General features: G+C 60.8%; 15 protein-coding genes. 7 read left to right on the forward strand and 8 right to left on the reverse strand.

Features of this window, described 5'->3' with window-relative positions:
• Positions 1-268: 268 nt before the first annotated feature.
• From xerD to ffh, 6 genes are all read right to left on the reverse strand, one after another.
• On the reverse strand, positions 269-1,165 hold the full coding sequence (gene xerD / locus J3P82_RS20980; protein ID WP_186611126.1) for a site-specific tyrosine recombinase XerD: 897 nt from the start codon (positions 1,163-1,165) through the stop codon (positions 269-271).
• A gap of 133 nt (positions 1,166-1,298) precedes the next feature.
• On the reverse strand, positions 1,299-1,649 hold the full coding sequence (gene rplS, locus J3P82_RS20985; protein ID WP_003175895.1) for a 50S ribosomal protein L19: 351 nt from the start codon (positions 1,647-1,649) through the stop codon (positions 1,299-1,301).
• A gap of 45 nt (positions 1,650-1,694) precedes the next feature.
• Positions 1,695-2,468 (reverse strand): tRNA (guanosine(37)-N1)-methyltransferase TrmD, encoded by a 774-nt coding sequence (gene trmD / locus J3P82_RS20990; RefSeq protein WP_186611125.1) that lies wholly within the window; start codon positions 2,466-2,468, stop codon positions 1,695-1,697.
• Positions 2,450-2,986 (reverse strand): ribosome maturation factor RimM, encoded by a 537-nt coding sequence (gene rimM, locus J3P82_RS20995; RefSeq protein ID WP_025212043.1) that lies wholly within the window; start codon positions 2,984-2,986, stop codon positions 2,450-2,452. The genes trmD and rimM overlap by 19 nt, the downstream gene beginning before the upstream one ends.
• A 5-nt stretch (positions 2,987-2,991) precedes the next feature.
• Positions 2,992-3,243, reverse strand: coding sequence for a 30S ribosomal protein S16 (gene rpsP / locus J3P82_RS21000; protein WP_025212042.1), 252 nt, complete (start codon positions 3,241-3,243; stop codon positions 2,992-2,994).
• Between the two features lie 250 nt (positions 3,244-3,493).
• Complete coding sequence (gene ffh / locus J3P82_RS21005) at positions 3,494-4,870, reverse strand: signal recognition particle protein (RefSeq protein ID WP_310357711.1); 1,377 nt, start codon at positions 4,868-4,870, stop codon at positions 3,494-3,496.
• Between the two features lie 205 nt (positions 4,871-5,075).
• On the opposite strand from ffh, the gene J3P82_RS21010 reads away from it, so the two are divergent.
• From J3P82_RS21010 to cmoB, 7 genes are all read left to right on the forward strand, one after another.
• Positions 5,076-5,888, forward strand: coding sequence for a cytochrome C assembly family protein (locus J3P82_RS21010; protein ID WP_434558503.1), 813 nt, complete (start codon positions 5,076-5,078; stop codon positions 5,886-5,888).
• Positions 5,889-5,900: 12 nt separating this feature from the next.
• The gene (locus J3P82_RS21015) at positions 5,901-7,142 is read left to right on the forward strand and encodes a CNNM domain-containing protein (RefSeq protein ID WP_434558504.1); all 1,242 of its coding nucleotides are present in this window, start codon (positions 5,901-5,903) and stop codon (positions 7,140-7,142) included.
• Between the two features lie 305 nt (positions 7,143-7,447).
• A complete protein-coding gene (locus J3P82_RS21020; RefSeq protein WP_434558505.1) occupies positions 7,448-8,761 on the forward strand; it encodes an MFS transporter in 1,314 nt (437 codons plus the stop codon).
• A gap of 150 nt (positions 8,762-8,911) precedes the next feature.
• On the forward strand, positions 8,912-11,326 hold the full coding sequence (gene lon / locus J3P82_RS21025) for an endopeptidase La (protein ID WP_434558506.1): 2,415 nt from the start codon (positions 8,912-8,914) through the stop codon (positions 11,324-11,326).
• A 134-nt stretch (positions 11,327-11,460) separates the two neighbouring features.
• Positions 11,461-11,853: a protease inhibitor I42 family protein gene (locus tag J3P82_RS21030; protein ID WP_434558507.1), complete on the forward strand. Its 393-nt coding sequence runs from the start codon at positions 11,461-11,463 to the stop codon at positions 11,851-11,853.
• Between the two features lie 91 nt (positions 11,854-11,944).
• Positions 11,945-12,688 (forward strand): carboxy-S-adenosyl-L-methionine synthase CmoA, encoded by a 744-nt coding sequence (cmoA, locus tag J3P82_RS21035; RefSeq protein ID WP_434558508.1) that lies wholly within the window; start codon positions 11,945-11,947, stop codon positions 12,686-12,688.
• Positions 12,685-13,641, forward strand: coding sequence for a tRNA 5-methoxyuridine(34)/uridine 5-oxyacetic acid(34) synthase CmoB (gene cmoB / locus J3P82_RS21040; RefSeq protein WP_434558509.1), 957 nt, complete (start codon positions 12,685-12,687; stop codon positions 13,639-13,641). Before cmoA ends, cmoB begins: the two co-directional genes overlap by 4 nt.
• Positions 13,642-13,680: 39 nt before the next feature.
• On the opposite strand, the gene tadA is transcribed toward cmoB, so the two are convergent.
• Positions 13,681-14,178 carry a tRNA adenosine(34) deaminase TadA gene (gene tadA / locus J3P82_RS21045; RefSeq protein WP_434558510.1) on the reverse strand — a complete coding sequence of 166 codons (498 nt, stop codon included), beginning with the start codon at positions 14,176-14,178 and terminating at the stop codon, positions 13,681-13,683.
• Positions 14,178-15,554 carry a multicopper oxidase family protein gene (locus tag J3P82_RS21050; RefSeq protein WP_434558511.1) on the reverse strand — a complete coding sequence of 459 codons (1,377 nt, stop codon included), beginning with the start codon at positions 15,552-15,554 and terminating at the stop codon, positions 14,178-14,180. The genes tadA and J3P82_RS21050 overlap by 1 nt, the downstream gene beginning before the upstream one ends.
• Positions 15,555-15,799: the final 245 nt, after the last annotated feature.

Below are 15,799 nucleotides of genomic sequence, written 5' to 3' on the forward strand. Positions count from 1 at the left end.
GCCGACCCGCAGATTCGGGTTCCAGCCGCCCACTGTGCAAACCGGCAAAGCCTACCACATAAGGCCTGCGGGGCCGAATTCGCCTGTCGCAAGACAACACGCAATGTCGGTGCACCAGGCCCCTGTGGCGAGGGAGCTTGCTCCCGCTCGGCTGCGCAGCAGTCGCAAATGGAATCACTCCGCTCTCAGGAAAGATCGCGGCTGCTGCATTGGGGGCGCTTCGCGCCCAGCGGGAGCAAGCTCCCTCGCCACAAAAGCAGGTGTTCAATCAGCCGCGCGGATGATGCTTGGCATGCAGGTCCTGCAACCGCGCCCGGGCGACGTGGGTGTAAATCTGAGTGGTGGACAGATCGCTATGACCGAGCAGCATCTGCACGACCCGCAGGTCGGCGCCGTGATTGAGCAGGTGGGTGGCGAAGGCGTGGCGCAAGGTGTGAGGCGAGAGGGATTTGTTGATCCCGGCCACCTTGGCCTGGTGCTTGATACGATGCCAGAACGTCTGGCGAGTCATTTGCTCGCCGCGCAGGCTGGGAAACAGCACATCGCTGGGACGCCCGCCCAGCAGTTCATGACGGGCATCACGCATGTAGCGCTCGACCCAGACAATCGCTTCCTCGCCCATCGGCACCAGCCGCTCTTTGCTGCCCTTGCCCATTACCCGCAACACGCCCTGGCGCAGATTCACTTGCTCCAAGGTCAGGCTGATCAATTCGGTGACGCGCAGGCCGCAGGCATACAAGACTTCCAACATCGCCCGGTCGCGCTGACCGATGGCTTCGCTGAGGTCGGGTGCCGCGAGCAGCGCTTCCACATCGGCTTCCGACAGCGACTTGGGCAGCGGACGCCCCAGTTGCGGCATTTCCACGCGCAAGGTCGGGTCTACCGCAATCAGTTTTTCCCGCAGCAGATAGCGATAAAAGCCACGCAGACCGGAGAGAAACCGCGCGGTCGAGCGGGGCTTGTAGTTCTGCTCCAGGCGCCAGGCCAGATGATCGAGGATCAACTCCCGCCCGGCATTGGCCAATTCCAGGTTCTTTTCCTGCAACCAACCGTTGAACAGTGCCAGGTCGCTGCGATAGGCCTGCCGGGTGTTGTCGGACAGGCCCTTCTCCAGCCAGAGGGCATCGAGAAACTGGTCTATCAATGGATGATCGATGGCAGGCATAAAAACTCATACTGGATGCAGGTGTAAACGGCATCGAAACGGAGAGCGAAGACAGGCAGCGTGCTCAAAGAGCAAATCGCAGGCAACAAAAAAGCAGCCCGCAGGCTGCTTTTTTTTGCATCGGAAGCTGGACTTAAGCCAGTTTTTCCTTGATGCGAGCTGCTTTACCGGACAGGTCACGCAGGTAGTACAGCTTGGCTTTACGCACGTCACCACGACGTTTCACGGCCATGCTGTCGATTTGCGGGCTGTAGGTCTGGAAAGTACGCTCTACGCCAACACCGTTGGAGATTTTACGAACGGTGAATGCACTGTTTACGCCGCGGTTACGCTTGGCGATAACAACGCCTTCGAACGCTTGCAGACGCGAACGGTCGCCTTCCTTCACTTTCACCTGAACGACAATGGTGTCGCCCGGGGCAAAGGTAGGGATCTCTTTGGTCATCTGCTCTGCTTCGAGTGCAAGGATGATTTTGTTAGTCATGCTGTGCTCCTAAGGCAAGTCATCGGACTTACCATCGATACGTTGTTAACTATCGTCCCGCTCGCGGATGTATTCCTCGAGCAGCTTCTTCTCTTCTCCAGAAAGCGAGCGGCTTTCCAGAAGATCGGCGCGTCGTTCATAGGTCCGACCAAGGGACTGCTGTAAACGCCAACGCCGGATGTGCGCGTGGTTGCCACTTAGCAACACGTCGGGAACACGCTGATCCGCATACACCTCCGGGCGGGTGTAGTGCGGGCAATCCAGCAGACCATCCGTAAAGGAATCTTCCTCAGCGGAATCCGCATGCCCTAAAGCTCCGGGCAGCAGTCGTGTAACCGCATCGATCAGCACCATTGCCGGCAGCTCGCCGCCAGACAGTACATAGTCGCCAATCGACCACTCTTCATCGACATGAGCTTCAATGAAACGCTCGTCAATGCCTTCATAACGGCCGGCAATCAGGATCAATGCATCCGAATTCGCCAGCTCGCGTACCGCCGACTGAGTCAGCTGGCGGCCTTGGGGCGACAGGTAGATCACCTTCGCACCCTCCCCGGCTGCTGTCCTGGCCTGAACCAGCGCATCTTCCAGGGGCTTGATCTTCATCACCATGCCCGGACCACCGCCAAACGGGCGATCGTCCACAGTGTGATGTCGATCCGTGGTGTAGTCCCGCGGATTCCAACAGGTGAGCTGTAACAGCTCCTGCTTCACCGCGCGGCTGGTTATGCCGTACTCGCTGATGGCGGAAAACATCTCGGGAAACAATGTGATGACTTCAACGCGCAAATTAGCCACGTCTAGAAATCCGCATCCCATTCCACCTTCATCTCGCCTGCGGCAAGGTCGACGGCCAACACGCATTGCTCGGTATAGGGCAACAGGCGTTCGCGATCATCCAGGCTGCCGACGCAAGGCTTGACCACCATGACATCGTTCGAACCGGTCTCGAGCAGGTGATCGATTTTCCCGAGCAATTGCCCGAGGTGGTCGATGACCTTCAGACCCACCAGCTGGTACCAGTAGTACTCGCCGTCGGTCAGTTCAGGGAACAGGTTGCGCGGCACGCAGATCTCATAACCGGCCAGAAGACGCGCTTCTTCACGATCATCGAGATCCTTGAGCTTTGCGACCAGGAACTTGTCGTTCCCACGTCCGCTGACCAGCTCCACCTGTTTCACGCTACCTTCGCGCTTGAGCGTCCAGGTTTTGTACTCCAACAGGTTCTTGATCGGATCAGTAAAGGAATACACCTTCACTTCGCCGCGAACGCCATGAACAGAATAGATCTTGCCGACAACGATCAAATCATCAGCATCTTTTGGCGTCGCGTTCATATTGCTCAGGCCGCAGCCTTAGCCGTTTCCTTCAACAACTGAGCAACGCGCTCAGAAGGTTGTGCACCAACGCTCAGCCAGTAGGCTACGCGCTCTTGGTTCACGGACAGACGAACTTCCTGACCACGGGCAACAGGGTTGAAGAAACCAACCTGCTCCTTGTGGGAACCGTCACGCGGGTTGCGGCTGTCGGTTACGGTCAGGTGGTAAAACGGGCGCTTTTTGGAGCCGCCAAGGGCAAGACGGATTGTTAGCATGTGAACATCGTTCCTGTAGTCGGTGCTGCAAATCTAAATGCACAGCGGGCATAGGTGCCCGAAAGGCCGCATATTCTAAGGAATATCCGGACTTTTGCAAATGACTTTTTCCGGCGCCTATCAGCGTGCCGTTCAGATCTGCCATGAAGCCGTCGTTGAAAACGGCTGGTCAGCCCCCGCCGAAGCGAGCGGGCTGGAGATCCCACGTCCCCGTGGGCAGCGCCGGCATGACTGCCGGCACCTGGATTCTTTACATTTTCGGCATGCCGCCGCCGGGCAACATACCGCCCATGCCGCGCATCATCTTGGCCATTCCGCCCTTGGCGGAGAACTTCTTCATCATCTTCTGCATCTGCTTGTGCTGCTTGATCAAGCGACCGATATCCTGCACCTGGGTGCCGGAACCCATGGCGATCCGACGCTTGCGCGAGCCGCTGATCAGATCAGGGTCGCGGCGCTCGGCCGGAGTCATGGAGTTGATGATGGCTTCCATCTGCTTGAATTGCTTTTCAGCCGCGCCTTGGGCATTGCCCATCTGCGCCAGGTTCACGCCACCGATGTTCGGCAGTTTGTCCATGAGGCCGCCAAGGCCGCCCATGTTCTTCATTTGTTGCAGCTGGTCGCGGAAGTCTTCGAGGTCGAAGCCCTTGCCCTTCTTCAGCTTCTTGGCCAGTTTGTCGGCCTTGTCCTTGTCGAGGGTCTGTTCGGCCTGCTCGATCAGGCTGAGCACGTCGCCCATGCCGAGGATACGCGAAGCGATACGCTCGGGGTGGAACGGTTCGAGCGCTTCGCTCTTCTCGCCCATACCAATGAACTTGATCGGCTTGCCGGTGATGGCCCGCACCGACAGCGCGGCACCGCCGCGGGCGTCACCGTCGACCTTGGTCAGGATCACCCCGGTCAGTGGCAGTGCGTCACCGAAGGCCTTGGCGGTGTTGGCCGCGTCCTGGCCGGTCATGGCATCGACCACGAACAGGGTTTCCACCGGGTTGATCGCGGCATGCAGTGCCTTGATCTCGCCCATCATCTCTTCATCGATGTGCAGGCGGCCGGCGGTATCGACGATCACCACGTCGATGAACTTGAGCTTCGCTTCTTTAATAGCGGCCTGGGCGATGTCCACCGGCTTCTGGCTCAGGTCGGACGGGAAGAACGTCACGCCGATGTCGTTGGCCAGGGTTTCCAGCTGCTTGATCGCCGCCGGACGGTAGATGTCCGCAGACACGACCATGACCGACTTCTTCTTGCGCTCTTTAAGGAAGCGCGCCAGCTTGCCGACGGTGGTTGTCTTGCCCGCGCCCTGCAGGCCGGCCATGAGCACCACGGCTGGCGGCACGGCGCTCAGGTTCAAGTCTTCGTTGGCGGCGCCCATCAGGCTTTCGAGTTCGGCCTGGACGATCTTCACGAACGCCTGGCCCGGCGTCAGGCTGCGCGACACTTCGGTGCCGACGGCGCGTTCCTTGACCGAATTGACGAAGTCCTTGACCACCGGCAGGGCGACGTCGGCTTCGAGCAACGCCATGCGCACTTCGCGCAGGGTGTCTTTGATGTTGTCCTCGGTCAGTTTCGCCTTGCCGGTGACATGGCGCAGCGTCTGCGAGAGACGGTCGGTTAGGTTTTCAAACATGCGCGATCCTTTCAGGCCCAGATGAGACCGGGATAATGGCGGCCCAGACCGTGAAATATGTGCTCGGCGAGCCTGCGGCGTGGGCAGGTCGCGGATTATAGCGAAGAAGCGTGCGACGTACACCTCGCTGTCGGTTGCAGTGGTCTTTCGTGCGATGGGGGTTCTATGCCAAACTCGCGCCTTTCGGGCCTGCCTAACAGGATTTATGCTCCCCTTGTCACCCAGCTTGCTTGCCTCCCTCGCCGCCGCTTGTCTTTATGCCGCTGCGACCTTTTATCAGGGTACCCGCCTGGCCACTGGCGCCAAGGCGAACAAACGCCTGCTGGTCACGCTTGGCGTGGTGGCGGTGCTCAGCCATGCGGCCAGCCTTTATACCCACCTGATGACGCCGATCGGCCTGGGCCTGGATTTTTTCAACGCCGCCAGCCTGATCGCCGTCGCCGTGATTGCCCTGACGCTGCTGGCCTGCTCGCGCATCCCCGTGGAAAACCTGCTGGTGCTGCTCTTTCCGCTGGGATTGGCAACGGTGCTGCTGGCGCAGTTCGCGCCGTCGGGCACGGTGCAGATCATCGACGAAGAGCCCGGCATCCTAGCGCATATCCTGCTGTCGATCCTGGCCTACGGCCTGTTCACCATCGCCGTGTTCCAGGCGTTGTTACTGCTCATCCAGGACCACCAGCTCAAGCACAAGCATCCGTCCGGGCTGATCCGCAACTTCCCACCGCTGCAAACCATGGAGAGCCTGTTGTTTGGTTTTCTCTGGGCCGGCTGGACGTTGCTGTCGCTGTCGCTGATCTCCGGCTGGCTGTTCGTAGAAAACCTGTTTGCGCAGCATTTGGTGCACAAGACGTTGTTGGCTTGCCTGGCATGGGTGGTGTTCAGCGTGCTGCTGTGGGGCCGTAACCGTCTCGGCTGGCGCGGCCACAAGGCCATTCGCTGGACGCTGGCCGGATTCTGCCTGCTGATGCTGGCCTATTTCGGCAGCAAGCTGGTCCGTGAATACATCCTGCATATTTGATGGATGACGCTGATGGATAGGCTGCCCTTGGGGCCATTGTTTGCGGTAATGGTCGTGCTGATCCTCTGGTCGGCCCTGTTCACGGCCATCGAAGCCGCGCAACAGCACTTGCTGGCCCAGCGCAGGGCCTCGCGCGCCAGCGACAAGCCGCTGGCCAAGCTGAGTTTCCCACTGGTCAGCCTGGTCCTGTGCAATACCCTCTGTCGCGCCCTCGCCGTGGTCATCGGCACTTGGCTGGCTATTTTCACCTGGTTGGAAAATGGCCCCTGGCTGGCCTGGCTCGGCAGTAGCGCGGCCTTGCTGGTTTTTGCCGACTACCTGCCACGCACCCTGGCCACCCGTCACCCCGATGCGGTGCTCAGCGTGGGCAACAGCTTACTCGGCGTGCCATTGAAAATTCTTTATCCCGCAGCCTGGCTGCTCAATGGCCTGAGCCAGTTGCTGCTGCGCCCCTTGGCCCGCAAGAGCGGCGCGGTCCAGCAAAGCGACGATGAAATGCCCGCACCGCCGCACACCGACCATGAGCAGGAGCACGGCCACGGTCGGGTGCATCCGGTTTCCGGTATCCACGCGCTGGACAACATCACCGTCAACGACATCCTCGTGCCCCGCAGCGAGGTGGACGGGATCAACCTCGACGACCCCATCGGCGATATCATCGAGCAGTTGCGCCTGAACCGTCGTACCCGCCTGCCGGTGTTCCACAGCGACATCAACCAGGTCGAAGCCGTGCTCAACACCCGCCAGATCCGTCACCTGCTGGCGGATGCGAGCCTGACCCAGGAAGCGCTGCTGACGGCCTGCCACGAACCGTACTTCGTCCCCGAAAGCACCCCGTTGCAGCTGCAATTGCTGAACTTCCACAAGCAACAGCGGCGCCTGGGCATGGTGGTGGACGAATACGGCGAAGTGCTGGGCATCGTGACCCTGGAAGACATCCTCGAAGAGATCGTCGGTGAGTTTGAAAGCGAGCACAGCCTCGACAACCCCCACGTCCACCCACAGCCCGATGGGCGCTTGATGATCGATGGCGCAGCGTCGATCCGCGAGCTGAACAGGACCTTGGGCTGGCATCTGCCTTGCGACGGCCCGAAGACCCTCAACGGGCTGGTGACCGAGGCGCTGGAAACCATCCCCGAGAGTCCGGTTTGCCTGAAGATCGGCCGCTACCGGCTGGAAATCATCGAAACCGTCGACAATCGCGTCAGCCAGGTGCTGGTGTGGCATAACAGTTCGATGCCGGTGGTGGTCTAACACCATACCCGTGGCGAGGGAGCTTGCTCCCTCGCCACAAAAAACTCAGCGCACGCTTCAATATTGTGTGCCAGCGCTCTTGTCGATCCGTTAGCCCCCTTCCTATACTCGATTCGCTTACCCAGCCCCGCCCGAGCCCCGTGCCTACCCTGCATTCGGACAGTTCGTGCAGTCCACCGGCAATATCCGCTTCAACCCTGCGACTGTTCCTACCCGAAACAGCGACAGCGCCCTAACCCACATCCCTGGGTGTTCGACCATAATAATTCGCTCCAACGGAGCACATGACTGTCAGGGATAACCGCATGACAACCACCACTTGCAACGACGCCGTGGCATCGCAACCGACCAACTCGGCCACCCGTGTGGCGACCGCGAGCTTCATCGGCACCGCCATCGAGTTCTACGACTTCTACGTCTACGCCACCGCCGCAGCACTGGTGATCGGGCCGGTATTTTTCCCGCAGACCTCGGGCACGGCACAAATGCTGTCGTCCTTCCTGACGTTCGGTATCGCGTTTCTCGCTCGCCCGCTGGGTTCGGCGCTGTTCGGCCATTTCGGCGACAGGATCGGACGCAAGTCCACGCTGGTGGCCTCGCTGCTGTTGATGGGCGTGTGCACCACGCTTATCGGCGTGCTGCCCGGCTACGCCAGCATCGGCGCCTGGGCGCCGATCCTGTTGTGCCTGCTGCGTTTCGGCCAGGGTCTCGGGCTTGGCGGTGAGTGGGGCGGCGCAGCATTGCTCGCCACCGAGAACGCGCCCAAGGGCAAGCGGGCCTGGTTCGGCATGTTTCCCCAGCTGGGCCCCTCCATCGGCTTCCTGGCTGCCAACGGGTTGTTCCTGACCCTGGCCATGAGCCTGGATGACGAGCAGTTTCGGTCCTGGGGCTGGCGGATTCCGTTCCTGCTCAGTGCCGTATTGGTGATCGTCGGCCTCTATGTGCGGCTCAAACTTCATGAAACACCGGTATTCGCCAATGCCATGGCTCGCCAGGAACGGGTGAAGATCCCGCTGGTCGAGCTGTTCAGCCAGTACTGGGCACCGACATTGCTGGGCGCTGCCGCCATGGTCGTGTGTTACGCGCTGTTTTACATTTCGACGGTGTTTTCCTTGAGCTACGGCGTCGCCACCCTTGGCTACAGCCGCGAGACCTTCCTCGGCCTGCTGTGCTTCGCCGTGTTGTTCATGGCCGCCGCCACGCCGCTGTCGGCTTGGGCCAGCGACCGCTACGGGCGCAAGCCGGTGCTGATCATCGGTGGCGTCCTGGCGATTGCCTCGGGATTCCTCATGGAACCCCTGCTGACCCACGGCTCGACGTGGGGCGTGGCGCTGTTCCTGTGCATCGAGCTGTTCCTGATGGGGGTAACGTTCGCGCCCATGGGTGCGTTGCTGCCGGAGCTGTTTCCCACGCATGTGCGCTATACCGGCGCGTCGGCTGCCTACAACCTCGGCGGCATCGTCGGCGCCTCAGCGGCACCGTTCTTCGCCCAGAAACTGGTGGCGATGGGCGGCCTAAGCTACGTCGGCGGCTACGTTTCCGTCGCCGCGGCGCTCAGCGTGATCGCGGTGCTGTGCCTGAAGGAAACCCGTCACAACGATCTGAATCGCATTGACTGAGCCCCTGTGGCGAGGGGCTGCTCCCTCGCCACACCAACCTGTCGCCAGCCTGAACACAGGCCAATGAAATAACCGTTCACAACTGTCCAGCATTGAAACAACCCCTCACCTGCCCCATCTAAGGTCCATACTCCATTGCGCAGGTGCCCCATGAGCGACCAGCACTCTACAGAAGCCACAAACGAATACGCAGACGCCGAGCACATCGAGCACACCGCTTCCGGCACCGGCCTGGCCCTGCCTGGCCAGAGCCTGCCGGACAAGGTCTACATCATTCCCATCCACAACCGTCCGTTCTTCCCGGCCCAAGTGCTGCCGGTCATCGTCAATGAAGAACCGTGGGCTGAAACCCTGGAACTGGTGGCCAAGTCCGATCATCACTCCCTGGCGCTGTTCTTCATGGACTCGCCTCAGGAGGATCCGCGTCATTTCGACACCTCGAAGCTGCCGCTGTACGGCACGCTGGTGAAGGTGCACCACGCCAGTCGCGAAGCGGGCAAATTGCAGTTCGTCGCCCAGGGCCTTACCCGCGTGCGCATCCGCACCTGGCTCAAGCACCATCGCCCGCCTTATCTGGTGGAAGTCGAATACCCGCACCAGCCAAGCGAGCCGACCGACGAGGTCAAGGCCTACGGCATGGCGCTGATCAATGCGATCAAGGAACTGCTGCCGCTCAATCCGCTATACAGCGAAGAGCTGAAGAACTACCTCAATCGCTTCAGCCCCAACGATCCTTCGCCCTTGACCGACTTCGCCGCCGCACTCACCTCCGCCACCGGCAGCGAATTGCAGGAAGTGCTCGACTGCGTGCCGATGCTCAAGCGCATGGAAAAAGTGCTGCCGATGCTGCGCAAGGAAGTGGAAGTCGCGCGACTGCAAAAAGAAATTTCCGCCGAGGTCAACAGCAAGATCGGCGAACATCAGCGCCAGTTCTTCCTCAAGGAACAACTCAAGGTCATCCAGCAGGAACTGGGGCTGACCAAGGACGACCGCAGCGCCGACCTTGAACAGTTCGAGCAGCGCCTGGAGGGCAAGGTGTTGCCGGCCCAGGCCCAGAAGCGCATCGAAGAGGAAATGAACAAGCTCTCGATTCTCGAAACCGGCTCACCGGAGTATGCCGTCACCCGCAATTATCTCGACTGGGCAACCTCGGTGCCGTGGGGCGTGTTTGGCCAGGACAAACTGGAGCTCAAGCATGCCCGCAAGATCCTCGACCAGCACCACGCCGGTCTGGACGACATCAAGGACCGTATCCTGGAATTTCTCGCGGTGGGCGCCTACAAGGGCGAGATCAGCGGTTCCATCGTCTTGCTGGTGGGCCCGCCGGGCGTGGGCAAGACCAGCGTAGGCAAGTCGATTGCCGAATCCCTCGGGCGACCGTTCTACCGCTTCAGCGTCGGCGGCATGCGCGACGAAGCCGAGATCAAGGGGCATCGGCGCACCTACATCGGCGCCCAGCCGGGTAAGCTGGTGCAGGCGCTCAAGGACGTCGAAGTGATGAACCCGGTAATCATGCTCGATGAAATCGACAAGATGGGCCAGAGCTACCAAGGCGATCCGGCTTCCGCGTTGCTGGAAACCCTTGACCCCGAGCAGAACGTCGAGTTTCTGGATCATTACCTGGACATGCGCCTGGACTTGTCAAAAGTCCTGTTCATCTGCACCGCTAACACGCTGGATTCGATTCCCGGCCCGCTGCTGGACCGCATGGAAGTGATCCGCCTGTCGGGTTACATCACCGAAGAGAAAGTCGCCATCGCCAAGCGCCACTTGTGGCCCAAGCAACTGGCCAAGGCGGGTGTGTCCAAGGGCAGCCTCAGCATCAATGACAGCGCCCTCAAGGCCCTGATCGACGGTTATGCTCGCGAGGCCGGGGTACGCCAGCTGGAAAAACAACTGGGCAAGCTGGTGCGCAAGGCAGTCATGAAGCTGATCGACGATCCTAAAGCGGTGATCAAGCTCGGGCCGAAGGATCTCGAAGCCTCGTTGGGCAAACCAGTGTTCCGCAATGAACAGGTGCTGTCCGGCGTCGGCGTGATTACCGGACTGGCCTGGACCAGCATGGGCGGTGCAACCCTGCCGATCGAAGCGACGCGCATCCACACTCTTAATCGGGGTTTCAAGCTCACCGGGCAACTGGGCGAGGTGATGAAGGAATCGGCGGAAATCGCCCACAGCTACGTCAGTTCTCACCTGAAGCAGTTCGGTGGGGATCCGAAGTTCTTCGACGAGGCTTTCGTCCACCTGCACGTACCGGAGGGCGCCACGCCCAAGGACGGCCCGAGTGCCGGCGTGACCATGGCCAGTGCCCTGCTGTCCCTGGCGCGCAACCAGGCACCGAAAAAAGGCGTGGCCATGACCGGCGAACTGACGCTTACCGGGCATGTCTTGCCGATTGGCGGCGTGCGCGAGAAAGTCATCGCGGCGCGCCGGCAGAAAATCAATGAACTGATCCTGCCGGAAGCCAACCGGGGCAACTTCGAAGAGCTGCCGGACTATCTCAAGGAAGGCGTCACGGTGCACTTTGCCAAGCGGTTCGCGGATGTGGCGAAGGTGTTGTTCTGATGCCCATGTAACGGCTATACGGCCCCATCGCGCGCTTTGCGCGCGACGGGGCCTCAACAGGCAGCGCATCCCGCCCGACACACCCCGCTGCATCTTCGGTTATGCTCGCCGTTCGTCTGAATGCCGGAGCCTTTATGTCCCTCACCCGCTTGCTCGTCCCTGTCAGCCTCGCCCTGTTGAGCGCCTGCGCCACGCAGCCAAAACAAAACGTGACGGTGGAGAAACAGAGCCAATGCCCCGTGCAACTCAATAACGGGCAGAACCTGATCCTGAGTTTGCCGAGCAACCCCAGCACCGGTTATCGCTGGACTATCCAGGATTCGGCGGGTGGTGTGCTGAAAGCCTTGGGGCCTGAGGTTTACCGCAACCCCGAAGACGCGGGCATTGTCGGCGCCGCAGGCGTGTCCACCTGGCGCTTCCAGGCGTTTGCCGGCGGAACCGGGAAATTACGCCTGACGTATCAACAGCCCTGGGCGCCAGAAGTGCCACCGGTCGAAACCTTTGATTGCGCCATTTCGGTGAAATAACGTTCCCCGAAGCCGCACTTGAACAAAGCTCCCACCCATGGTTTTTTTGGTTAAAATGCCGGCCTTTTCCATCCCTGCCACCGGAACCGCCGTGAGCAAAGAACCCGATCGCCTATTCGCCCAACCCTTGGCCCAGGTGCCTGACTTCGCTTTCAATGAAGACGTGGTGCGAGTGTTTCCGGACATGATCAAGCGTTCGGTACCGGGTTACCCGACCATCGTCGAGAACCTCGGCGTGCTCGCGGCGCAATTTGCCCAGCCGGGCAGCGTGCTCTATGACTTGGGTTCGTCCCTGGGCGCGGTGACCCAGGCGCTGCGACGCCATGTGCGCACCGACGGTTGCCGCGTGATTGCCGTGGATAACTCGACGGCCATGGTCGAGCGCTGCCGCGAATACCTCAACGGCCAGGACTCGATGTTCCAGGAGTTGCTGCCGGCGGAGGTGATCGAAGGCGACATCCTTGCCCTTGAGTTTCAGCCGGCTTCGGTGGTGGCGTTGAACTTCACCCTGCAATTTATCGCGCCGGAGCAGCGAACCGCACTCCTGGGTCGCATCCACCAGTCGTTGCTGCCCGGCGGCGCCTTGATCCTGTCGGAGAAGCTGCGCTTCAACGATGCCGAGGAACACGCGCTGCTCAACGACCTGCACGTCGCGTTCAAACGCGCCAACGGCTACAGCGAGCTGGAAATCGCCCAGAAACGCAGCGCCATCGAAAACGTCATGAAGCCCGACAGTCTCGACGAACACCGCGAGCGCCTGCTGGCCGCCGGCTTCTCGAAAGTCGTCCCGTGGTTCCAGTGTCTTAACTTCGCCTCGTTGATTGCCCTGCCATGATTGATCTGTCTCCCCTCGCCCGTCATCTGGCTGGCACGCCCCTGGCCGAATGGGCCGCAACGCTGCAGGGGCAACTCGACAGCAAAATGGAAAAGGGCCATGGCGATCTGGAACGCTGGCAAAGCGCCCTCGATGCTTTGCCGGACTTGCAGCCAACCACGGTGGACTTGCTGAACGGTCTGACGCTGGATGTCGATTGCGCCGACGAAACCCGTGTGCAGATGCGCACCGCGCTGATGGGCCTGTCGCCATGGCGCAAAGGGCCTTTCGATCTGTTTGGCGTGCACGTCGACACTGAATGGCGCTCGGACTGGAAGTGGTCGCGCGTGGCCCCGCACCTGAACCTTGCAGGCAAGCGCATCCTCGATGTCGGCTGCGGCAACGGTTATTACATGTGGCGCATGCTGGGCGCCGGGGCCGATACGGTGATCGGTGTCGATCCCAACTGGCTATTCTTCTGTCAGTTCCAGGCCGTGCAGCGTTACCTGTCGCAGCCCAACGCCTGGCACCTGCCGTTCCCGTTCGAGGCCCTGCCGCCGGAACTGGAAGGCTTCGACACGGTGTTTTCCATGGGCGTGTTCTATCACCGCCGCTCGCCGATCGAACACTTGCTGGCCTTGAAGGATTGCCTGGTCAAGGGCGGCGAACTGGTGCTGGAAACCCTCGTGATCGAAGGCGATGAGCACCAGGTGCTAGTGCCCGAGGACCGCTACGCGCAGATGCGCAACGTGTGGTTCCTGCCGTCGGTCGCCGCCTTGGAGCGTTGGCTGCGCCGTGCCGGGTTCAGTGATGTGCGCTGTGTGGACGTAAGCCTGACCACCGTCGAAGAACAGCGCAGCACCGAGTGGATGAAGTATCAATCGCTGAGCGACTTCCTCGACCCCGCCGACTACAGCAAAACCATCGAAGGGTTGCCAGCGCCGATGCGAGCGGTGATTGTGGCGCGCAAATAACCAGGCATCACAAATCCAAAAGCCCTCGGGGTTATGTATTCAACGTTCTGATCTGGTTCTTCGGGCCTTGAAGAACTCGCTCAGCATGGCGCTGCATTCGTCGGCCAGCACCCCTCCCTCGAACATCACCCGATGATTCAAAAAACCCTGGGTAAAGAACTGCCCCTGGCTCTGCACAATCCCGGCCTTGGGTTCCAGGGCGCCGTAGACGACTCGAGCGATACGCGAATGGACGATAAGGCCGGCACACATGCTGCACGGCTCCAACGTTACATATAGCGTGCTGCCGGGCAGGCGATAGTTGCTCACGGCCTGGGCGGCGGCGCGAATGGCGACCATTTCGGCGTGGGCGCTGGGGTCGTGGCCGCTGATCGGGCAATTGAAACCACGCCCGATGATTTCACCGTCCTGGACCAACACCGCGCCGACCGGCACTTCGCCCAAGGCCGCGCCTTGCTCGGCGAGGGCCAGGGCTTCGCGCATGAAGTCCCGGTCGCGGCTGCGATCGATGATCGGTGCGGGACGAATCTGGCGCATCACGCCACCTCGATGGCGGCCATCAGGCCGGTTTCCATGTGATCAATCACATGGCAGTGGAACATCCATACGCCAGGGTTATCCGCCACCAGCGCCACCTGCGCCCGCTCGTTCTTGCCGAGCAGGTAGGTGTCGGTGAAATACGGAATCACTTTATGCCGGTTGGACGCAATCACCTTGAAGCTCATGCCGTGCAAATGGATCGGGTGCTGGTACTGGGTCATGTTCTTCAATTCGAAAATGTAGCTCTGGCCTTTCTTCAACGTGGCGATCGGCCGGTCGGCGCAGGTCTTGTCAGTAATGTCCCAGGCCTTGCCGTTGATCTGCCACAGGCTCGGCGGCTTGCCGTTGTCGACATTCACCGACACCGAACCCACCCATTCGAAATTGAAGTTGAGTTTCTCGGCGTTGGCCAGGTCCGGCTCGGCCACGGGGTTAGGCGGCAGCGCCGGCGGCCATTGACTCGGCGCGTCACTGTTGGCCACCGAACGCAGGGTGCCCAGGCGTACCGGGCCGTTGCGCAACGACAACTCTTCTCCGGCCGCGGGCGCCTTGATCGCCAGGCAGATGCGCATGCCCGGGCCCAGCCAGTATTCCTTGCCCAGCGGTCGCGGCTTGATGGGGTTGCCGTCCAGCGCGTAAATCTGCGCTTCAACGCCCGGGATGTTGATGCGATAAGTCAGGGTGTTGTCGAGGTTGAGCAAGCGCACCCGGGTGATCTGCCCGGCCGGCAGGTCAATCACCGCCTGCGGCACACCATTGATCGTCGACAACCGCCCCGCCGTGCCGCCACGGGCCGCCTCACGGGGGATGCTGAAAGCGACGAACTCGCCCTGCTCGTCCACATGCCAGCTCTTGAGGCTCAAGGTCTGCTCGTATTTGAAGCCGGTAGGCTCACGCTCTTCGATGATCAGCGGCCCCACTAGTCCGCGACCGAGCTCCTCGCTGCTGTTGACGTGAGGGTGATACCAATAGCTGCCGGCGTCCGGCACGCGGAATTTATAGTCGAAATACTCGCCCGGCAGCACCGGCAGTTGCGAGACATACGGCACGCCGTCCATCTCCAGCGGCAAACGGATGCCATGCCAATGAATCGTGGTCGCAACCGGCAAATGATTGATGAAGCGCACCCGCAGCCATTCGCCCTGGCGCACCCGCAATTCCGTGCCCGGCGCCGACGGGCCAAACGCCCAGGCCTGGGTCTTGTGCCCGGCTACCAGCTCGACGTCCAACGGTGCCGCGATCAACTCATAATCGTGACCGGCCTCGGCATCGGCCATTTTGCCCAGCCAATACCGCGACGCGCCTCCCGCTCCTACGCCAACGACAACAAGACCGGCCAGGCCACCGAGTATTTGGCGACGGGTAAAGGACATGAACGCAACGACCTCTGAATCTGCGACGGACCGGTGGGCCCGCAAAAGGCGAATACGATACACCCGCAGATGAGAAACAGTAAGGGCGACGTGTCGATGGGTCGCAGTCTGACCGTGTGTCGAAACCCGCAAACGCGGCAGTGCGACGAACGGTTCTAACAGCGTTATTTATCAAGACGTAACCAAAGCGTCGACTCGCTTCTTCGTCGAGACGCGCACGTTGGAATAGATACCCAACTTATTTG

The sequence above is a fragment of the Pseudomonas sp. Z4-20 genome (assembly GCF_051131955.1).
Lineage (GTDB): Bacteria > Pseudomonadota > Gammaproteobacteria > Pseudomonadales > Pseudomonadaceae > Aquipseudomonas > Aquipseudomonas marvdashtae.

Bases quoted from the DNA above. Each gene is read 5' to 3' on its own strand.
- xerD (WP_186611126.1), bottom strand. From the start codon at position 1,165: ATGCCTGCCATCGATCATCCATTGATAGACCAGTTTCTCGATGCCCTC.
- trmD (WP_186611125.1), bottom strand. From the start codon at position 2,468: ATGGGATGCGGATTTCTAGACGTGGCTAATTTGCGCGTTGAAGTCATC.
- J3P82_RS21030 (WP_434558507.1), top strand. From the start codon at position 11,461: ATGTCCCTCACCCGCTTGCTCGTCCCTGTCAGCCTCGCCCTGTTGAGC.
- J3P82_RS21050 (WP_434558511.1), bottom strand. From the start codon at position 15,554: ATGTCCTTTACCCGTCGCCAAATACTCGGTGGCCTGGCCGGTCTTGTT.
- rplS (WP_003175895.1), bottom strand. From the start codon at position 1,649: ATGACTAACAAAATCATCCTTGCACTCGAAGCAGAGCAGATGACCAAA.
- rpsP (WP_025212042.1), bottom strand. From the start codon at position 3,243: ATGCTAACAATCCGTCTTGCCCTTGGCGGCTCCAAAAAGCGCCCGTTT.
- J3P82_RS21020 (WP_434558505.1), top strand. From the start codon at position 7,448: ATGACAACCACCACTTGCAACGACGCCGTGGCATCGCAACCGACCAAC.
- tadA (WP_434558510.1), bottom strand. From the start codon at position 14,178: ATGCGCCAGATTCGTCCCGCACCGATCATCGATCGCAGCCGCGACCGG.
- rimM (WP_025212043.1), bottom strand. From the start codon at position 2,986: ATGAACGCGACGCCAAAAGATGCTGATGATTTGATCGTTGTCGGCAAG.
- lon (WP_434558506.1), top strand. From the start codon at position 8,912: ATGAGCGACCAGCACTCTACAGAAGCCACAAACGAATACGCAGACGCC.
- J3P82_RS21010 (WP_434558503.1), top strand. From the start codon at position 5,076: ATGCTCCCCTTGTCACCCAGCTTGCTTGCCTCCCTCGCCGCCGCTTGT.
- ffh (WP_310357711.1), bottom strand. From the start codon at position 4,870: ATGTTTGAAAACCTAACCGACCGTCTCTCGCAGACGCTGCGCCATGTC.
- cmoB (WP_434558509.1), top strand. From the start codon at position 12,685: ATGATTGATCTGTCTCCCCTCGCCCGTCATCTGGCTGGCACGCCCCTG.
- J3P82_RS21015 (WP_434558504.1), top strand. From the start codon at position 5,901: ATGGATAGGCTGCCCTTGGGGCCATTGTTTGCGGTAATGGTCGTGCTG.